The 20,135-nt window shown below is 52.7% G+C and carries 13 protein-coding genes and 1 pseudogene; 5 read left to right on the top strand and 9 right to left on the bottom strand.

Going from position 1 to position 20,135, the window contains the following annotated elements; all coding sequences use genetic code 11:
- Positions 1–193: 193 nt before the first annotated feature.
- The 4 genes from glmM to rlmE all read right to left on the bottom strand — a co-directional run bounded on the left by glmM (position 194) and on the right by rlmE (position 5,263).
- Complete coding sequence (gene glmM, locus DB847_RS06905) at positions 194–1,534, bottom strand: phosphoglucosamine mutase (protein ID WP_108650016.1); 1,341 nt, start codon at positions 1,532–1,534, stop codon at positions 194–196.
- A 108-nt stretch (positions 1,535–1,642) separates the two neighbouring features.
- Complete coding sequence (gene folP, locus DB847_RS06900) at positions 1,643–2,452, bottom strand: dihydropteroate synthase (protein ID WP_108652925.1); 810 nt, start codon at positions 2,450–2,452, stop codon at positions 1,643–1,645.
- A 179-nt stretch (positions 2,453–2,631) separates the two neighbouring features.
- Positions 2,632–4,581 carry an ATP-dependent zinc metalloprotease FtsH gene (gene ftsH, locus DB847_RS06895; protein ID WP_108650015.1) on the bottom strand — a complete coding sequence of 650 codons (1,950 nt, stop codon included), beginning with the start codon at positions 4,579–4,581 and terminating at the stop codon, positions 2,632–2,634.
- 52 nt (positions 4,582–4,633) lie between these two features.
- Positions 4,634–5,263, bottom strand: coding sequence for a 23S rRNA (uridine(2552)-2'-O)-methyltransferase RlmE (gene rlmE / locus DB847_RS06890; RefSeq protein ID WP_108650014.1), 630 nt, complete (start codon positions 5,261–5,263; stop codon positions 4,634–4,636).
- Between the two features lie 91 nt (positions 5,264–5,354).
- Between rlmE and yhbY the strand changes: the two genes are divergently transcribed.
- Positions 5,355–5,651, top strand: coding sequence for a ribosome assembly RNA-binding protein YhbY (gene yhbY / locus DB847_RS06885; protein WP_108652924.1), 297 nt, complete (start codon positions 5,355–5,357; stop codon positions 5,649–5,651).
- A gap of 51 nt (positions 5,652–5,702) precedes the next feature.
- Here yhbY and greA read toward each other — a convergent pair whose 3' ends face one another.
- Entirely contained in the window at positions 5,703–6,179 is a 477-nt protein-coding gene (gene greA, locus DB847_RS06880; protein WP_108650013.1) for a transcription elongation factor GreA, read from the bottom strand.
- 329 nt (positions 6,180–6,508) lie between these two features.
- On the opposite strand from greA, the gene DB847_RS06875 reads away from it, so the two are divergent.
- The 3 genes from DB847_RS06875 to DB847_RS06865 all read left to right on the top strand — a co-directional run bounded on the left by DB847_RS06875 (position 6,509) and on the right by DB847_RS06865 (position 12,301).
- A complete protein-coding gene (locus tag DB847_RS06875; RefSeq protein ID WP_108650012.1) occupies positions 6,509–7,492 on the top strand; it encodes a hypothetical protein in 984 nt (327 codons plus the stop codon).
- 849 nt (positions 7,493–8,341) lie between these two features.
- Positions 8,342–11,329: a putative bifunctional diguanylate cyclase/phosphodiesterase gene (locus DB847_RS06870; protein ID WP_159084433.1), complete on the top strand. Its 2,988-nt coding sequence runs from the start codon at positions 8,342–8,344 to the stop codon at positions 11,327–11,329.
- Positions 11,330–11,416: 87 nt separating this feature from the next.
- Positions 11,417–12,301, top strand: a complete 885-nt coding sequence (locus DB847_RS06865) for an IS982 family transposase (RefSeq protein ID WP_108650010.1) — start codon at positions 11,417–11,419, stop codon at positions 12,299–12,301.
- 17 nt (positions 12,302–12,318) lie between these two features.
- Here DB847_RS06865 and DB847_RS06860 read toward each other — a convergent pair whose 3' ends face one another.
- The 4 genes from DB847_RS06860 to tamA form a co-directional block, all read right to left on the bottom strand.
- The gene (locus tag DB847_RS06860) at positions 12,319–14,355 is read right to left on the bottom strand and encodes a translocation/assembly module TamB domain-containing protein (RefSeq protein WP_108650009.1); all 2,037 of its coding nucleotides are present in this window, start codon (positions 14,353–14,355) and stop codon (positions 12,319–12,321) included.
- A 95-nt stretch (positions 14,356–14,450) separates the two neighbouring features.
- The gene (locus DB847_RS06855; RefSeq protein WP_108650008.1) at positions 14,451–15,134 is read right to left on the bottom strand and encodes a hypothetical protein; all 684 of its coding nucleotides are present in this window, start codon (positions 15,132–15,134) and stop codon (positions 14,451–14,453) included.
- A complete protein-coding gene (locus tag DB847_RS06850; protein ID WP_108650007.1) occupies positions 15,131–16,000 on the bottom strand; it encodes a hypothetical protein in 870 nt (289 codons plus the stop codon). The genes DB847_RS06855 and DB847_RS06850 overlap by 4 nt, the downstream gene beginning before the upstream one ends.
- Positions 15,997–17,724, bottom strand: coding sequence for an autotransporter assembly complex protein TamA (gene tamA, locus DB847_RS06845; RefSeq protein WP_159084432.1), 1,728 nt, complete (start codon positions 17,722–17,724; stop codon positions 15,997–15,999). The genes DB847_RS06850 and tamA overlap by 4 nt, the downstream gene beginning before the upstream one ends.
- Positions 17,725–17,898: 174 nt before the next feature.
- Here tamA and DB847_RS06840 point away from each other — a divergent pair.
- Positions 17,899–20,072 (top strand): annotated as a pseudogene (locus DB847_RS06840) (FAD-dependent oxidoreductase).
- Positions 20,073–20,135 lie beyond the last annotated feature (63 nt).

Raw genomic sequence — 20,135 nt, 5'->3', positions numbered from 1 at the left:
CCTTCAGGAACTCTAACAGATCTTTGTTCGAAACAAGACTCTTTTCTCAAGCCCCGTTCACCGTTCCCTCCGAAGCGGGGCTAATACTAACCAGACCCGGTCGCCGTTACAAGCAAAAAATTAAAAAAAATGTTTAACTGCTCAGTTAACAAACAAACCCTGGCTCAATGATTAATAAAAGCCCTGATTCAGATTATTTTCCAGCCAATTCAACCTGTTGAGCAATTTTTTGCGCCAACTGCTGAACCTGCTCTTGCTGCTCACCCTCAACCATCACCCGAATAAGCGGCTCTGTTCCTGACTTACGCAACAAGACCCGGCCACGCTCTCCAAGCTCCTGCTCCACTGCCTGCACCGCATCTTGCACGCCTTGGCTCTCCAGTGGGTTGATGCTGCCCCCTTTATAACGCACATTGACGAGCACCTGAGGGAACTTGTTCATGCCGCTACGAAGCTCATATAAAGAGAGCCCAGACTCACGCATCGCCGCCAGCACCTGTAGCGCGGCAACAATGCCATCACCTGTGGTGGTTTGATTAAGACAAATAATATGCCCGGAGTTCTCCCCGCCCAGGGTCCAGCCGCGCTCTTTGAGCATCTCCATCACATAACGGTCCCCCACCTTGGCACGGGCAAAGGGGATTCCCAGTGTTTTAAGCGCCAGCTCCAGCCCGAGGTTAGCCATCTGAGTGCCCACAACCCCGCCATTGAGTCGCCCCTGGCACAATAGATGACGGGCGATGATATAGAGGATCTCATCGCCATCGATCAGCACTCCCTTCTGATCCACCAGGATCAATCGGTCGCCATCCCCATCCAGAGCAACCCCCAGATCGGCCTCTTCGGCAAGAACCCGCTCTATCAGGGCATCCGGTGCGGTTGACCCCACTTTTTCATTGATGTTAAGGCCATCGGGTTCAACCCCCATGGCAATCACCTCGGCGCCCAGTTCAGAGAAGACGGCAGGCGCGATGTGATAGGTCGCCCCATGGGCACAGTCCACCACGATCTTGAGGCCTTCCAAGCTCTCCTGAGCCGGGAAGGTGCCCTTACAAAACTCAATATAACGCCCAGCAGCATCATCGATACGCAGCGCCTTGCCAAGCTCACCGGACTCAACACACTCAATGGGTTGCTCAAGATACTGCTCTATCTCCTGCTCAAGCTCATCGGGAAGCTTGCTGCCATCGGCAGAGAAGAATTTGATCCCGTTATCATAATAAGGGTTATGGGAGGCACTAATCACGATGCCAGCCTCGGCGCGGAAGGTGCGAGTCAGATAGGCAACCGCCGGAGTGGGCATAGGTCCTAGCAGGGCCGCTTTTAAGCCAGCAGCCGACAACCCCGCCTCAAGGGCAGACTCCATCATGTAGCCTGAGATCCGGGTGTCCTTGCCGATCAACACCTTACGCGAGCCCTGGCGAGACAGGACCCGGCCTGCAGCCCAGCCAAGCTTCAATACAAAATCCGGAGTGACAGGATGCTCACCCACCTTGCCACGGATACCATCAGTACCAAAATATTTACGTGTCATTGTCTTCTTAAGTCCAATTTATTAATCATCTATTGTTAGCAGCAGGGCTGGCTAAACCAGGAATCAACAGCTGTCATCAAGATTTACCACCCCATCAAATCTCTTGGCTCAAAATGAGCCTTCAGAAAAAATACCCTCGTCAGCATACTGCCGGGTCGTCTCAATCACTCGCAGCAGATCATAGGTCTCTTTCACATCGTGGACCCGGATGATCCGGGCGCCTTTCAGCAGGGCGATGGCCGCGCAGCCAAGGCTCCCGGCCAAACGCTCCTCAACCGGGCGATCCAGCAGGTTACCCACCATAGATTTGCGGGACATCCCCACCAGCAGCGGGCACTTGAGCTGATGAAAATACTCTAGTTGCCCAAGTAGCTGGTAATTATGCTCCAGAGTCTTGCCAAATCCAAACCCGGGGTCCAGCAAAATCTTTTCACGGGAGATCCCTGCTGTGGCACAAGCTGCGATTCGTTGTTCAAAAAACTCTTCTATTTCAACAAGCAGATCCCGGTAACTGGGCTGCTGCTGCATGGTTCTCGGCTGACCCTGCATATGCATCAGGCAGACCGGCAACCCCGATTGTGCCGCAGCCTCCAATGCCCCGGGCTCCTGCAGCGCTCGCACATCATTAATCAGGTGGGCGCCTGCCGCTGCAGCTTCACAGATCACCTGTGGCTTGCTGGTATCCACCGACACCAACACATCCAGCTCCCGGGTTATCGCCTCTACCAAAGGGATCACCCGCTCCAGCTCCTCAGCTTGTGTCACCTCAGCCGCACCAGGCCGGGTCGACTCTCCGCCAATATCAATAATGCTGGCGCCATCAGCGACCATCTGCCGGGCACGCTCCAGCGCCTTGGCATAGCTGGAAAACTGGCCCCCGTCAGAGAATGAATCCGGGGTTACATTAAGGATCCCCATCACCCGGGGGGTTGTCAGATCCAGAGATTTGTCAGAGAAATTAAACACCGCCACTTTATCGCTCCTTTAAACGAGTCACTGCTGGCTGTTCAAGTCACCAGCCACAACGAGTTTAGCCCAGGTTACGAATAAAAAACCCCGGGAGTGACCCCGGGGTTATCGCATTCGACGGCCTGTGGTTACTTCACAGGAACATCCGATGGTTCATCCAGATTGTCCTTCGGTGGCTGAGACTCAGACTCCTGCTTAGGCTCATCATCCGCATCCGGTTTGGTCTCGGAGGATGGTCCATTGCTGTCATCGCGTCCCCACTCCTCGGGCTGGCGTACCTCGCGACGCGCCATCAGATCATCAAGCTGCTTGGCATCAATGGTTTCATACTTCATCAGCGCATCCTTCATGGTTTGCAGGATGTCGCGGTTATCCTCAAGGATCTTCAGTGCCCGCTGGTAGTTACGATCCGCCAGCTCCTTGATCTCGGCATCGATAAGGTGAGCCGTCTCATCGGACATATGCTTACTCTTGGCAGCACTGCGTCCTAAGAAGACCTCACCCTCTTCATCTGCATAGAGAAGCGGACCAAGCTTTTCGGAAAAGCCCCACTGGGTCACCATCTTGCGAGCAATATCGGTTGCCCGCTCGATGTCATTTGAAGCACCGGTTGATACCTTTTCGGCACCATAGATCAGCTCTTCGGCAATTCGCCCGCCATACAAGCTGGAGATCATCGACTCAAGATACTGCTTGGAGTGACTAACCCTATCCTGCTCAGGAAGATACATGGTCACACCCAGGGCACGTCCCCGTGGAATGATACTCACCTTGTACACAGGATCATGATCCGGCATCAGACGACCGACGATAGCATGTCCCGCCTCGTGGTAGGCGGTCGCCTCTTTCTGATCCTCGGTCATCACCATGGACTTACGCTCGGCGCCCATCATGATCTTATCTTTGGCCTTCTCGAACTCCTCCATGGCAACAACACGCTTGTTACCACGGGCGGCAAACAGAGCTGCTTCATTCACCAGGTTCGCCAGATCCGCGCCTGAGAAGCCAGGAGTTCCGCGCGCGATCACTGCAGGCTCAACATTGTCACCCAGGGGCACCTTGCGCATGTGGACCTTGAGGATATGCTCACGGCCTCGTACATCCGGAAGACCCACCACCACCTGGCGGTCAAAGCGACCGGGACGCAGTAGTGCCGGATCCAGAACATCGGGACGGTTGGTTGCGGCAATAACGATGATCCCTTCGTTTCCTTCGAAACCATCCATCTCAACCAGCATCTGGTTCAGAGTCTGCTCACGCTCGTCGTGACCACCTCCCAAACCGGCGCCACGCTGACGACCAACCGCATCAATTTCATCGATGAATACAATACAGGGAGCGGACTTCTTAGCCTGCTCAAACATGTCCCGTACCCGCGAGGCACCCACACCGACAAACATCTCAACGAAGTCAGAACCAGAGATGGTGAAGAAGGGTACCTTGGCTTCACCGGCAATCGCCTTAGCCAGCAAGGTCTTACCGGTTCCGGGAGGTCCTACCATCAGGATACCGGTTGGAATACGGCCGCCCAGCTTCTGGAAGCGGCTTGGATCACGAAGGTAATCCACCAGCTCACCCACCTCTTCCTTGGCTTCGTCACAACCGGCGACATCCGCGAAAGTAGTGTTGACCTGATCTTCTCCCATCAGGCGTGCCTTACTCTTACCGAAGGACATGGCACCCTTGCCCCCACCACCCTGCATCTGGCGCATGAAGAAGATCCACACACCGATCAGCAGCAGCATTGGGAACCAGGAGATGAAGATCGATGTCAGCAGGCTTGGCTCAGCTGGCGGCACACCAACGACACGAACATTATTGTTCAACAGATCATCCAGCAACTGTGGATCGTGCATTGGCACTGTCGTGGTAAAGCGATCACCGCTTTTCTTCAAACCGTTTATCGACTGGCCATTGATATGAACTTCCTGGATCTGGTTCTTGTTCACATCATGAATGAAAGTCGAGTAATCTAGCTGTTGTCCCGATGTCTTCCCTGGGCTAAAACTCTGAAAGATCGACATCAATACAACGGCGATTACCAACCACAAAATTAGGTTTTTCGCCATGTCGTTCAAATTCGTAGACCTCGCTGGATACAATTAATTGAGTTAAACGTGGATTAGGGTACTACAGTTTAAAACCGCTAGCCACAATGTAGACTTCACGAGAACGAGCCCGCGAGGATTCAGGTTTGCGGATCCGCACCGAACTGAAGAGTTCGCGAACCTGTTTGAGGTAGGCATCAAAGCCATCCCCCTGAAACACTTTGACGATAAAACTGCCCTTGGTCGCCAGAACATCCCGGCACATTTCAAGAGCTAATTCAACGAGATACATGGATTTTGGCTGATCGACTCCGGGATTACCACTCATATTCGGGGCCATATCCGAAAGGATCACATCGACCTTATCACCACCAACCCGCTCAAGCAGGGCATTGAGAACAGATTCTTCACGAAAATCTCCCTGAAGAAAATCCACCCCCACGATGGGATCCATAGGAAGGATATCGCAAGCGATCACTTTCCCCTGGCCACCGATCTGTTCTGCGGCATAAAAGGACCAGCCTCCCGGAGCGGCTCCAAGGTCGACCACCGTCATCCCGGGCTTTATCAGGGTGTCTTTTTGCTGGATCTCATCGAGCTTAAATGCAGCCCGTGAGCGAAGCCCCTGCTTTTGTGCCTGGCGCACAAAGGGGTCATCGAAATGTTCTTTCAACCAACGCTTAGAGCTGGCTGACTGTTTTTTCTTTCCCATTGAGGTTAATAAATCCCAAGGATTAGTGTAATAAAGGGCAGATGGGGGTAGAATGTTCTCTTTTCAACCCACAATTTCAAGAAAGTTGATGATTTCTCTGACTACAAAACAGAAACAGCACCTCAAGGGGCTTGCGCATCACCTCAAGCCGGTAGTGTTACTGGGTCAACACGGACTGACCGAAGGCGTTATTGCCGAGATCGAGTTAGCACTCACTCACCATGAGCTGATCAAGGTGAAGGTTGCTACCGAAGATCGTGAAACCAAAAAGCTGGTCATCGAAGCGATCCTGCGTGAAACTAACGCATCCAAGGTGCAGGTCATCGGCCACACTCTGGTGATGTATCGTCCCAGCGACGAGCAAAAGATCAAGCTTCCCAAGGCTTAAAACCAAATAAGGCCGGATCTCAATCCGGCCTTATTGCATCTTCTGCTGCAGTTAGATGTAATCTACCTCAACCACTTCGTATTCGACTTCACCTGCAGGTGTCATCACCACAGCCACATCATCGACCTCTTTGCCAACCAAGGCACGCGCAATTGGCGAGTTCACCGAGATCCGGTTCTGCTTGATATCGGATTCATCATCTCCGACGATCTGATAGGTCAGCTCCTGATCTGTGTCGGTCTTATACACCTTCACTGTCGTCCCAAAGACGACGCGGCCATGATTGGGAAGCTTGGTGACATCAATCACCTGAGCACAAGAGAGCTTCGCCTCGATCTCCTGGATCCGCCCCTCACAGAAGCCCTGCTGTTCACGGGCGGCGTGATATTCGGCATTCTCCTTCAGATCACCGTGCTCACGAGCTTCAGCAATCGCCTGGATAATCTCTGGACGCCTGACCGATTTCAGGTGTTCCAGCTCCTCTCGTAGCTTCTCTGCACCACGAACTGTCATCGGAATTCTGTTCATTTCAACACATCCACATACTTTTAATGCTGACAATAAAAGCGCAACCCCCTTTGTATCACTCAAAAGGGGGTTGTCACTTGATAGGGTAATTTTAATATGAAATGACAAATTGATCACCTTTAATCCATCAGCCAGTTCATATTTCTACCTCAAAGGGCCTGCTGAGATACTCCTGAATCAGCAATACCTCAGCGTTACGAGTAACCATCCAGGACCAGTTGAACATAAGAGAGCCGTCACCCAAAATATGCTCAGTTGCTCCCACACCAAATAGCCAGTATATTCCCACCTTTAGCTCAAAAAGCCGCTCTAAGACACTAGCTCGACTTATGAATCATTTTATCTATTATCCGGGTCTCGAAGTTCGCGACGATCTCTGGCTCAAGTTTGCCCTCCTCTACCTGGACAAACTGAGTTTTACCTCACGTACCACTGAGCCCCTGTCCCTCAGTCAGAGAGTCGAGTCTCTCACCCAAAATACCGATCTCCTGGGAGAGCTTCCCGAACCCGAGCAGTTCAATAGATACAGTCAGCCATTGATCCAGCAGCTCAGCTCTCTGCTGAGCCCTCAGTTTCGTCGTCACAAGGTATTTGGCAACCCTGAACTCATCGCTCGCTGGCAACAAGCTGACAATCATGACTATCTGTGGCCCTCGCAACCCGGGCTGGAACCTCTGCAACAGTTCTGCATTGAGAAAGGGTTTGCTTCCATTCATCCCGAGGGGATCCTGCTTCCCAAACGCCTGGCCAACTTATTGTCGATGCGTCTTGCCCATGAATGGTCTCTTGAGTCGGGCCACTGCCTAATTACTGATCATGATTACCTGGACCGGCTGCTCCACCTCTCGGAGTCCAGCTATCACAACCGCACCGGTTTCGATAGCTTTCATATGGATATCCATCTTAAGCTACCCCGTGATCTGGCACAGATCGACTTTGATGACCTACTGGCCCTGCGTAGCCACCATGGATACCGACAAGGGATCCGCCAGCTGCATCAAACCCTCTCAGAGCTTCTAAAATCACTGCGTCGGGGCTACGCCCACCCGGAGCAACTGACCGCCTTTTATCGCAGTGTCGATCAGCTGGAGCTGTTCTTTGGGCCAGAGACCTGTGAATTTACCCTGACCACCATTCTCAGTACCCCACTGGCCGCCGCCCCGATGATCCACATCCTGGAGCAACATCAGCAGCAGACCCGGGCCGATGATCCAAGGTTACGTTTTCATGCGATCAAAAAGACCCATTTTAACAACCGCAAACGCTGCCAGCACTTCTTCACCCGACTGGGGCCACTGCGTCAGCAAGGCTGACGGGTAAGGGGAGCTATCTCCCCCTTACCCGTAGATCGCTAGCGCCATCCATGGCTACCGCTACATTCGCACATCCTTGTGTAGCATCCGCGGCCGGACAGTTGTGCCACAGGCACAAAACTGCTGACCGCAGGTCAAACTGCATTTTTATCCTACGGATAGCCTTTTTGCAGCTACGCTGCATATGCCGGGGTGCCGGCAGCACATTACTTTGTATCGCCAAAAGTAATCAAAAACTCACTTCGGAACGATGTTCCCGACATCGACCTGCGTGGCTCGGCGATTATCATCCCTGATAATCCTACCAGCTCGGTATCCATTCCTCGCGTTTCATTGCTCCGGGAGCAATTCCACCCTGTCTCGAAAACAACAATAGTGGGTTTATAGTTCGCCTCGGAGCTTGCTCACGGGGTTTAAACTCCCCTTTGATTCGCACCGAAGGGTCACGTTGGTGTTTGAGATTGAAGGATATGAATATCCTGAAAGCAGGGTCGAGCCATGAATGGCTCGTTTCTGCGTATCTCATAAAACCAGTGGCTCTGAGGATCAACGCGAATCGAGGGGCTCCCTCGGGGTTGTTAGGGGGACTGGGTGAGCATCTCTGCCATACAGGATGTATCAATGCCGAGGAAGGCAGGATGCCTGAGAACGGCCTAACCCGAAGGTAGCTAACACCATCCATGGCTATCGCTACATTCGCACATCCATGTGCAGCATCCGCGGCCGGACAATTGTGCCACAGGCACAAAAAGCTGACTGCAGGTCAAATTCCACAAGTCAGATTTTTGCCGCCGATTTATAAATACAAGGGCTATGCTGTATGTGAAGAAAATCAAAAATGGCTCTCGTATGGATACACTGCCTGCAATCTCTTCTGCCTCACAAGACTCCCAAAGTTTCTGGCTCATCGATACCGAACTGCAACAGATGAACGATCTCGGATCCAGCCCCTTATGTGTGACTGAAGATTTGGGCTTTCAATCGGATCTGGCAAGCTGGTTAAACAGCTTAACCCCAGATGAGGTGAGTCACTGGCAGCAATTAAACCGGACCATGCGGCCCGGATGTTGGCTGATGGAGCGAAGCGATCTGCTGTTTAGCCTGATGTGGCATCCTCTGTCCAATCACCGCTGGTTGGTCCAGATTCAATCTCAAAGCCTCGAAAAAGCACAACAGCAGCAAAATGGCCTGGCCTGTCTGCTTCCCGAGATCCCAGCCCAGGCCCCGGCCGCCCAACAACTCATCATGGCCCAATACCTGATCCAATATCTGAACTACTTTCTGGGACCCGATCGCCTGGTGCTCTGGCAACATCAAGAGCAGCATGAACTATTTCACCCCATCTATCAGCTGGGGCAACTGCCTTCTCTGGGCTCCATGGAGAGTAAGCCCCGTTACCTCAAAGGACTTCATCAAAGGAGTCTGATGACCTTTAGTGAACCCGCAAGCCAACCCCTGCTCAAGGGGTTTGACTATCTGGATAATCCACCCCTTGCCAGCCGAATGGATATTGAAATCGGTGATTCTGACACCCAGCTCCCACAACTTTTTCTTACACTGGATTACCTGCATAAAAAAAATTTTGATTCGAGTGAACGCACCCTGGCAAAGGAGATCTCAAATCGTCTAGCTCCCATCACCCACCGCTTGATGACTCTCGACTCCCTGGATACACCTCCGTCCAGGGAGTCGACACCAGAGCTGCTGACCCTGCTGGCAGATAAACGGGGTCAACTCTATTTTGAAAACCTGGCGATCTTACTCAATGGCCTGACCGGGGCCTGCCGGGTCGTCGTCAGTGAGTACCTGGAGCTCTCAGAGCCCCCACAGCTTCAGTCCCTGGCCCATGCAGGCCACCAGGAGCTGCAGCCGGCATTTTGCATCACAGGAACTGATCATCTGCTCACACTGCAGCAGCAACAGCATTGGCTACTCATCGAAGATGGTGGTGAGCTGGAGTTTCCCGGACAACTATTGGAGGGGAGCAAAGCCTTTACTGCCTATGCCGGGATCTCTCTGTATACCCCGCACAACCAGGTTATAGGTCTTATCTCACTGCTGTTTGATGAGCCCATTGCCGATCCTATTGCGCTGCGCAATCTTCTGGAGCTGGCCTCGGAGCACGCCAGTAGTGAACTCTACTACTTCCAGCAACACAGGGCCCTGCAGATTGGAGCTGCGGCCTTCGAGAGCCTCAATGCGATGATCATCCTGGATAAAGAGTTTATCATTCAGCTCTCCAACAAAGCCTGGAGCCGGATCAGCGGTTATCCTCCCAGGGCCTTGCTGGATAAACATTTTCGGGAGATCCGTCCCGGCTTCTATGGCGATATCTTCTACGAAAGCGTTAAAGAGTCGATTGAAATTCATGGCTACTGGCAGGGAGAAGTTCAATGTACCTACCAGGATGGCTATCTTTATCCTCAGTTCATGACTGTGACCCCCATCTATGATAATGAGCTGCAACTCCAGTCCTATATCTGCAACATGGCAGATATCAGCGAACAAACCAAACACCAAAAACAGATAGAGCAACTGAGTACACTTGATCCGCTCACAGGTTTTTATAACCGCAATGCCCTATTGGCAACACTGCATCAAAAGCTGGAGAAGAGCTCCGCCCATGGAGGATTACTGCTACTGGATATCGACCACTTTCAGAGCATCAACAACTCTCTGGGGCATAGTGCAGGTGATCAATTGCTGCAACAGCTGGCAAGTCGGATCCGCGAGCACAGCAATGAGCAGATACTCTCGGCCCGAATCTCAAGCGATCTCTTCGCTCTGGTTATCGAAGAGCCAAGCCAGCAGAAGCTTGCAACCCGACTAAAAACCAAACATCATGCAACCGAGTTACTCTCTTTGCTCGAAAAACCCTTTCAGCTGTTTGAATCACAGATCCATGTCAGCGCCACCATAGGAATTGCTCTGTATCCCGAGCAAACCCAAAACCCTCAGGAGTTAATGCAGTTCGCCGACGCCGCTCTTCACCACGCCAAACAGGGCGTCCACCGGGGGAAGTTCAGCTATTTTGAGCCCAACATTAGCCAGGATACCCACCAGCGGATGACGCTTCGTAGTCAGCTGCGCCAGGCCCTGCTCCAGGAGGAGCTGGAACTCTATTTCCAGCCTCAATTCACCGTGGGTGAGCGGCAACTGGTCGGGATTGAAGTATTACTGCGTTGGTTTTCGAAAGACAATGAGGCCATCTCTCCCGGATACTTCATCCCCATCGCCGAAGAGACCAATCAGATCTGTGACATCAGCCAGTGGGTCCTCAAAAAATCTGCAGCACAGCTCGCCTATTGGCAACACCTTGGCCTTCACATCCCCAGCATGGCGATCAATATCAGCACTCGTCACTTTCATATGCCGGGCTTTATCAAAGAGCTTCAGGATGTTTTTGCCGATGCCGAAATCGATCCGAAAACAGTCAAGCTGGAGATCACCGAAAATGTGATCCTCGAAGATCACCTGGAGGCACAGCATAAGCTTTCTCAGCTTAAGGAGCTGGGTTTCATGCTATCTATCGATGATTTTGGCACGGGTCACTCCTCACTTGTCTATCTCAAAGAGCTCCCGGCCGATGAGGTCAAACTGGATCAGGCCTTTATTAAAACCCTGTTAGAAAATCCCCAGGATGAGGTGATGGTGAGTGCCATCCTCTCACTTGGGGAGGCATTTGGTTTTGAGATCACCGCAGAAGGCGTCGAAACCCCGGAGCAGCTAGCCACCCTGAAGAAACTAGGCTGCCATAATTTCCAGGGGTATCTGGGAAGCTACCCCCTTCCCTCCAGAGAGCTGGAGGAGTTTCTCCAGAGTTACCAGCCTGATTAACCTGAGCTGCGCATAAGAGGGGAACTAAAAGCCCAAGCTGCGATCTGATCGTTTGTCCAGAACCATCAATCGCCAAGGAGCTTGGGCATGATCAATTTAGAAGCTATTTTCGTTGATGTCGATGATTTCTGTCAGGTCTTTCTACCCGCTTGGCAAAAACAGCAGATCTCCTTAGGTGTGAAGCAGCGGAACAGACCCTCTCGCCTGGCTGTCAGTGAAGTGATGACCATCGTCATCGCATTCCATCGCTTGGGATTCCGAGACTTTAAATCCTATTATCTTCAGTTCGTATGTAAGTACTGGAAAAGCGAGTTCCCCGGCCTGGTGAGTTACACCCGGATGTTGAAATTGATGCAAACGACCCTTGTCCCTTTGTGCTCCTATCTCACCCACAGACAAGCAAAACCTACTGGGATTGCATTCGTCGACTCAACAAAACTTCAGGTTTGCCATAACCTTCGCATCCCTCGACATCAAGTATTTCAAGGTGCTGCCAAGCGTGGCAAAGGAACCATGGGGTGGTTTTATGGATTTAAATTGCACCTTATCATCAATGATCAAGGTGGTGTTATCTCGGTCAAATTAACCCCAGCCAATGTTGATGACAGAACTCCTCTTCCTGAAATGTGCGAGCAGCTCTGGGGTTCACTCTATGGAGATAAAGGCTATATTTCAGGACCACTTGCAGAAGAGCTGGCAGACCAAGGGGTCACATTAATTACCAGCATCAGGAAGAATATGAAACCAAAGTTGATGCGGCTATGGGATAAGCTGATGCTCCGCAAACGCTTCATCATTGAAACCGTCTTTGATCAGCTGAAGAACATCTCTCAGATAGAACACTCACGGCATCGTAGCTGCATCAGCTTTATGGTGAATCTCCTTGCTGGCCTCATTGCATATATCTTCCAGGAAAAGAAGCCGAGCATCCGAATGTCTCGGCTTGAAAAGGAAGCGCTTATGCAGATCTGAGGTTGATTAGGCTCAGCCTAAAAGTCAAACTGATACAGGAGATCAAGGGCCTGGGCCACACCACTGGCCGCCTGCAGATACAGCTTAGGCAAAAGCTCATAGCGAAGCTGCAGCTCACTGAAGGTCGAGAAAACACCCATACCATAGCTCAAACGAAGTTTCGGAGAGAGATAGCCACTGATCGCAACCTGGGTGTTGTCCCCGGTCCCCATGGTATCCACCCCTACATCCGAGACCCCGAATTTACCGACGATCCCCTCAACCAGGCCCCCGGCCCGATCGATCCCCTGGTTTACCAAAAGGGCACCCAGCATCGCATTTTGCTGCCCGCTGTCTTCCTGATCAAAACCCCGGCCCCTCAAAAGATAAGAGAGCTTTTCAGCATCGCTCATATCAGGATCAGACATCAGTTTTGCCTGAAGATCATTGGCAGATCCCGAAAGCTCGATCCATACCTGAACATCCCCCTCAATCGAGCTTGCAGGACGCTGGGCCTTGATCTGCACATTGGGATCATCCAGGGGCCCCGCAAAAAATAGCTTACCATCATCGATCTGCAGATCCTGGCCGTAGGCTTTATAGGTTCCATCAATGATCTCAATTTCACCACTACCTGTCATCGGCTTGTTCGGCTGCTGTCTCAGGGTCAGCGCTCCCCCGAGATTACTCTTAAGCCCCATCGCCTCAAGACGAACATCATCTCCCAGCACTATTTTCAACCGCATCGATAGCGGCACTTCTGGCTGATCTTCTTTAACCAGTCTGCCATTTTTTACGATCATCAAATCGTTAGAAACAGGCACCGCACTCTTAGGTAACGTCTTGATCGCAATCCGGGCCCATGGGATCGTCAGCTGCCCGGTGAGCTTGATCTCTTTACCCAGTTCGAGCCTTAGATCTGGAGAGATTTTCGCCGATGCCATTCCCGGGTACTGTACCTGCGCATTGTCTCCCTTGATTCGAAGCTCTCCCGAAAGCTGCTGCTCCTCAAAACTTGCATCACCACTGAGTGCAAGTGAACCCTGACCCGCTTTCATTCGGCTCTCAAGGGAAGCACTGCTCCCGTCAAGTTTAAGGGTGGCCTGCCAGTCACTTAAGCTCACCATATGTTGCGCCTGGATCAGTTCTCCCTGCTTGAGGTGAATCGCCCCGTAAACCAGGGGCTGCTTAAGTGTCCCGCCGATACGAGTTTGAGCATCGACTGCTCCTGAAAGCTCACTGAGTCCAGGGATAAATGGTTTGAGAGCTTCCAGCTCCACCCCGGAGAGTTTGAACTCGCCCTGAAGATTGCGTTCACTCTGGAGCTGACTTATCAGCAGATCCACTCTAGCCTTACCCAGCTGGTCCGACTCAAAATCGAGCCTTGAGTTCAAACGATCCTGAGCAAGAGCTACATCCAGGTTCAGTCCCTTAAACGCAGCTTCAAAGTTCTGAGCCTGCAATTTTCCTGAGGAGAGCGCCAGCTTGAGCCCTCCTGAGGGTGACAGGCCTTGTTGCCATTGAAAACGCCCCGAGGCTCCTAACACACTCTCAATACTCACCTTTTCCGGAAGAGCAAATCCAAGGCGCTTAAGTGAAAAGTTACTGAGTTTAAATTGGAGCTGCCCCTGTTTAGGAGAGGCAACCACAGGCTCCAAACACAAGGAGGATGGATTGGATCTCCAGCACTGAGCAGACAGTTTTAACTGCCTGGATAGAAGATCCAACGTGATGGTCAGAGGTTTTTCCAATTGCCAGCGACCGACCTGAGTATTCAGCCAACCTTTGGCAAGCTCTCCGTGCCAAAGTGGTTTACTGTAATCCCCCTTCAGGCTCAGGTGACCACTTATGGGTTTACCCTGAATATCCAGGCTTAGCTGCTGATGTCTGAGATTTCCATCGCCCCTGAGCTGAAGAGTTTCAAGCAGGGTATCTGCCTGCCTGAGCTGCTCCAACTCAACACTTGAGTGCCCCTGGTAATCTCCCGATAACTTCTGAGAACCAGCTATTTTCAGGGATGATAGCTGCCAGCTCTGAAATTTTAGCTTACTGCCCCTGAGCCGGTACTCCAGCAAGCTCTCTTGCCCCTGACGAAGTTTAAGCTCGCCAAGCAGTCCTCCCCCTGCAGAGGGATAGAGCTCATCCAGATTCGGAGCATAGATCTGGATGTTCAGCCCCTGCCCTTAAAGGGCGAGCCATCGAGGCGCACCCGGTTATCACCCGTCTCAAGGTTCAGAGCATCTGCCTGCCACTGAAAACGCTCATTGAGGCTCGCTCCTCCACTGCTGCGCAGCGGGTAGCCACGAAGCTCCCCGTTGAGCGCTAAATCCGCAATGGCCAGCTGCCAGTGGCCCTGGATAAGGTCAAACCGACTCTTAACTGTCCCCGAGATGGCGCCGGGAAGCTGAGGGTCAAAATGAGCCGGATCCAGTTGTTTGAGTTCGGTTTCTCCACTCCAGCTTAAGTGGGGAGCTAGCTGTAGATCTCCCCGGGTCACAAGCTCCCCCTTCCCAAGAGTGAGCTTAAGAGATGACAAAGTCAGTTTGCGGGGGGAGCCATCCGCCTTAAGTGCAAATTTTAGCCCCTGCACCACCGGGGTCGACAACTCACTGTGGCCCTGAAGCTGGAACCGCTCAAGGCTGCCCCCCGCACTGAGTTCCCCCCCTTGCATCGATAACTGCTCCTGTCCTGAAAGGGGCCAGGAGAAGGGCTGCCATGTCGCCTTCATATCAAAGGATTTGTCGGCACTCTCCAGGTCAGCATGTCCCCGCAAAGCCGCCTTCAAAGCTCCGGATAACCCAAGATCCAGCCTGAGATCGGAAAGTGTTCCCGCCAGACGAACTCTCCCCGTCACCCCTGAAGGTCAGGCAGCATATTCCGGGCCGTGAGCTTCAGATTAACCATATAGGGAGGCAACAGCAAAGCCCGCCCTTCGAGGCGTAATTTTTGGGCCCCGTGCCACACCCATAACTGAGGAACCGAGATCTCACTTCCCCGCCAGCTGGCCACCAGCCCTACCTGTTGCCAAAACTGCTGCTGCGCCCCCTGCCACAAAGACACCCGATCCAGCTGCAATCGTTCAAGCTCAATGGGAAGCGGCGCCTGCAACCAGGGCAGCTGTAGCCGGCTCAAACCACCCTCTGGCCTTGGGTAAGTTTCAACACTATCTCCCCCTGTGGCAGCAGCCAGATGAATTTTCAGATCCTGCCCCATGAGGGAGATGATCCTGAGGCCCTGCCGGTCCAGCCTGGCCTGAATTGACAGATGATCCAAATTAACCTGCTGACCCGGCAGCTTAAGAGCCGCATTCTTGAGGCTAAACCTTTGTAACTCAACCTCAATAGGCATACTGAAAGAGCCGGAAGACTCGCTCTGCTGAACAGGTTTATCCTGCTTTTGGGCCGTTTTCAACTCAAGATTGAGCCCCTGCAGGGCCAGCTTGTGAATCGTCAGCTTGCCTTCAAATAACCGGGATAGCTGCCATTCGAGCTGAACCTTTCCCAGGTTGAGTTGCACCTTCGGTGAATCAAAGCTCAGATCCCTGAGCTGCCAACCTGATATTACACTCCCCTGAACCAACTCCCCCTTAAGTTCAGGGAGCGCCCATCGGGCCGTTTTCCAAATCAGCTGGCTCCCGGTAGCCGTCACCAGCATCAAAAAAACACCAATAACCATGAGTCCGAGTAAAACGGCAACCCCTTTGCATAGCCACCGAATCATAGCTCTGGCCCCATCGAAAAGTGGATCCGCACCGGTACCTCTGTCTCACTCACCCCAAACGCCAGGTCGATACTAATCGGCCCTACAGGCGTCATCCAGCGCAATCCCGGCCCAACCCCTACCTTAAAAGGCTCTTCATAGTCGTTGGTTGCGGTTCCGGTATCCGCAAATAGCGCCACCCGCCACTTGGGGGCAAACTGATACTGATACTCCAGGCTGGCCGTTGTCAGATAACGGGCACCGCTGAGTTGTCCCGTCGAGTCGGTGGGAGAGATACTGTTATAGCTAAATCCACGAACGCTCTGATCCCCCCCGGCGAAAAAGCGCATTGAGGCCGGAACTTCGGAGGGATCGTCCACAAAAATCGCCCCCTGCTCCAGCCGGGTAATGAAATAGTTTTTCTCTCCCAGCCGGCGTAGCCACTTGGTTTCTCCATAGACCTTGGTCAACCACACATTGGCTCCCCATCCGGGAGGCGCAGCCTCCACCGTCAGGCGCATGCGGTCCCCCCAGTAGGGATCCATCCCTCCCCGCAATCGGGTACGACTGTAGGTCACTCCGGGGATCACCAGCAGTGAATCACCAGTATCCTCACCCTGGGTATAGATCTCCCGATCCAAGCGGACAAAAAGATTTCGGCTCCATCCCCGCTCCTGACGGTTCTGATGATTGACCGCGACGGTAAACTTGGAGCTGAAGGTGTCATTCTGATCCAGGTGTTGATAGCCAGATTGCAAGCTATAGAAGCGATTGAGAGGATTACCATCCGGGATCTGATAATCGAAGCTCAGTTTCTGCTTTGGCGCAGAGACAGACATGGCACTACTGAAGCTGTGCCCATAATCGTTTACCCAGGGCTTTTTCCATTCAAGCTTCATTCTGGGCCCTTCATCGGTCGAATACCCCGCCCCCACGGCGACAGTATTGGCTGATTTCGGAGTAAGGTGGATCTGGATCGGCACTCTCCTGCCCTTGGCCTTCCCCCATAAAGGCACCACTTCGGTACGCTGGAAATATTGGGTACGGGAGAGCTCAGCTCCAAGGTTCGACAACTTAGAGGCAAGATAGGGCTCACCACTACGGATGGTGATGAGCTGCTGCATGAAGGGGAGTTTGTCATAGGGTGAGTCCAGCCGGATTTCACCAAACTGATAGCGCACCCCGGAATCAAAAGTCAGGAGCAGCTGTGCCTGGTTGGATTGCGGATTAACGATAAGCTGCGCCTTGCTGAACTGTGCATCCGGATAACCACGATTTGAGGCAAGCGCAACCAGCTTGTTCTTTATCGTCCGGTATTTCCCCTGATCGAGGATATCGCCCACCTTCACCGGCAAATTGGCAAGATACTTTTCAAAGGCACTATCCTGTTTCGCCTCTCCCTCAAGGGTGATCTGTACTTTAGAAACCCGTACCGGCGCTCCCTTTGCAACCGTCACAAAATACTGCCGATCCGTATGACTGAGGTCGATTTTCGCATGAAAATAGCCCAGAGCCTCCATCGCCTGACGGGATTTTTTCTCAAGCTGAGGTTGTAAGCCAGCCCATCGAGCCAGCTCGACAGGCTCCAGAGATGAGAGATATGCTGTCACATTTTCGGCCAGGGCTCCCTTAACTCCCCTGACCTGGAGCTCCAGATCGGTTGCATGAGCATAGCTTGACACTCCCCATAGCAACCCCATCAGTAAAACGATACGTCCTGGCAAACGCAACGCAGCTCTTCTCACATCCACTCCCAAATTCTCAACTCTTTATTACACATAGTAAGCAATTTTGTCCCACCAGGGACAATCGATATAAAAAGGTTATTTTTTTTACGTATTCATTACATCTCAACTCGGATATCATCAGAAATATGCCGATTATGGTGCCATTTGGTATCAATCCCAAGGAGGGAGCCTATGAAAAAAAGCCAGTGGCTGATACTTCTGGTGATCGCCATCCTGATCCTGGGCTTCTTTGCCCTGGGGCTGGATCACTACTTTACCCTGGAATTTATCCAGCACCATCAGCAGGAGCTCAATGAAAGTATTCAGGCTAATTTTCTACAAGCCAGCGTGATCTTTTTCATCACCTATGTACTGATCACCGCCTTCTCCCTGCCGGGAGCCGCTGTGCTGACCCTGCTGGCGGGAGCCCTGTTTGGCTTAGGTTACGGACTGCTGCTGGCTTCATTTGCCAGTACCATAGGCGCGTCACTGGCCTTTATCATCGCTCGCTTTCTGTTTCGCGATCTCATCGAGACGCGCTGGGGCAGCTCACTACAGAGCTTCAACCAGGGGATCCGCAAGGATGGAGCCTTCTATCTCTTTACCCTGAGATTGATCCCACTGTTCCCCTTCTTTGTGATCAATATCGTGATGGCCCTGACCGCCCTGCGGCTTCGAACCTTCTACTGGGTCAGTCAGCTGGGCATGCTCGCCGGAACCTTTGTCTATGTCAATGCCGGAACCCAGCTCGCCTCAATCCAGTCCACTTCCGATCTGTTTTCTGCGCCACTTATTGGCTCACTGGTACTTCTCGGAATTTTTCCCTACCTGGCTCGCTTTGCCATTCGCCACATTCAGATGAAAAAGCGCTACGGCCGGTTCAGTAAGCCAACACAATTTGACAATAATTTGCTGGTGATTGGTGCCGGCGCCGGAGGACTGGTCAGTAGTTATATCGCGGCGGCCGTTAATGCCAGAGTCACCCTGGTCGAAAAAGAGAAGATGGGTGGCGATTGCCTCAACTACGGCTGCGTCCCCTCCAAGGCTCTCATCCGCTCGGCTCGGGTTGTCGAGGAGATAAGGCAAGCCGCCTCCTATGGAGTGCACAGCACCGAGCCTGGCATCGACTTTGCCGCGGTCATGGAGCGAGTCCAACAGGTGATTGCAAAAATTGCCCCTCACGACTCCGTCGAGCGCTACCAGTCACTGGGGGTTGAATGTCTGCAGGGAGAAGCGGTGATCCGCACTCCCTGGGAGGTCGAGGTCAATGGCAAACGCATTACCAGCCGTAACATCATTATCGCCACCGGTGCCAAGCCCCTGGTTCCGCCGATCCCCGGGCTGGATGAGGTTGACTACCTCACCTCGGATACCATCTGGGAGTTACGTACCCCGCCGAATCACTTGCTGGTTCTGGGTGGGGGCCCATCGGCTGCGAGCTTGCCCAAAGCTTTGCCCGCCTCGGAGTAAAGGTTACTCTGGTGGAGCTGGCACCTCAGCTCCTGCCCCGGGAAGAGGCCGATGTTGCGGCCCTGCTGGAGCAGCAACTCAAGCACGAGGGTGTTGAAGTTCTGACCCATCACAAAGCGGTTCGCTTTGCAGTTGCAGGAGAGAACTTCCAGGCCGAACTTGAGTCTGATGACTCCCGCAAAACTCTGGAATTCGATAAGGTGCTGCTGGCGCTGGGGCGACGCGCCAACACCATTGGCTTTGGCCTTAAGGAGCTTGGGATAGAGACAACAGCCCAGGGCACCATAGAGGTCAACCACAAGCTCCAGACCTGCTATCCCAATATCTTTGCAGTAGGTGATGTCGCAGGCCCCATGCAATTTACCCACTTTGCGGCGCATCAGGCCTGGTATGCCACGGTCAATGCCCTGTTTGGAGCAATCAAGTCCTTCAGGGCCGACTACCGGGTGATCCCGGCGGTCACCTATACCAGCCCCGAGGTCGCCCGGGTCGGACTCAATGAAAAAGAGGCAAAACAGCAGGGCATTGCCTACGAACTGACTCAGTATGATCTTGATGATCTGGACAGAGCCATCTGTGATGGTGGGACTCAAGGATTTGTACGAGTTCTGACCGTTCCCGGCAAGGATCGGATCCTGGGAGTCACTATAGTAGGGAATCACGCCGGTGAGTTGCTGGCAGAATTTGTGCTGGCGATGCGCTATAAGCTGGGGCTGAATAAGATCCTGGGGACAATTCATGCCTACCCAACCCTGATGGAGGCCAATAAATATGCGGCGGGGCAATGGAAACAGGCCCATAAACCCGGGTGGATCCTTAGACTACTTGAGCGTTATCACCACTGGATGCGTAATGGCTCACAGAAAAAAGCTGCCTCTGACTTGCAGTCCGAGTAACATCAAGTGACAATTTACGCCCTGCTATTACAGGGCGTAAATCATTCATCAACTCAGGGAAAA

It is taken from the genome of Dongshaea marina, assembly GCF_003072645.1.
Classification (GTDB): Bacteria; Pseudomonadota; Gammaproteobacteria; order Enterobacterales; family Aeromonadaceae; genus Dongshaea; species Dongshaea marina.
The sequence above is the reverse complement of the archived record's forward strand: the minus strand, read 5'-3'. Positions and strand labels throughout refer to the sequence as shown.

Bases quoted from the DNA above. Each gene is read 5' to 3' on its own strand.
- DB847_RS06875 (WP_108650012.1), top strand. From the start codon at position 6,509: ATGAATCATTTTATCTATTATCCGGGTCTCGAAGTTCGCGACGATCTC.
- glmM (WP_108650016.1), bottom strand. From the start codon at position 1,534: ATGACACGTAAATATTTTGGTACTGATGGTATCCGTGGCAAGGTGGGT.
- DB847_RS06865 (WP_108650010.1), top strand. From the start codon at position 11,417: ATGATCAATTTAGAAGCTATTTTCGTTGATGTCGATGATTTCTGTCAG.
- greA (WP_108650013.1), bottom strand. From the start codon at position 6,179: ATGAACAGAATTCCGATGACAGTTCGTGGTGCAGAGAAGCTACGAGAG.
- DB847_RS06850 (WP_108650007.1), bottom strand. From the start codon at position 16,000: ATGATTCGGTGGCTATGCAAAGGGGTTGCCGTTTTACTCGGACTCATG.
- rlmE (WP_108650014.1), bottom strand. From the start codon at position 5,263: ATGGGAAAGAAAAAACAGTCAGCCAGCTCTAAGCGTTGGTTGAAAGAA.
- folP (WP_108652925.1), bottom strand. From the start codon at position 2,452: ATGGGGATCCTTAATGTAACCCCGGATTCATTCTCTGACGGGGGCCAG.
- DB847_RS06870 (WP_159084433.1), top strand. From the start codon at position 8,342: ATGGATACACTGCCTGCAATCTCTTCTGCCTCACAAGACTCCCAAAGT.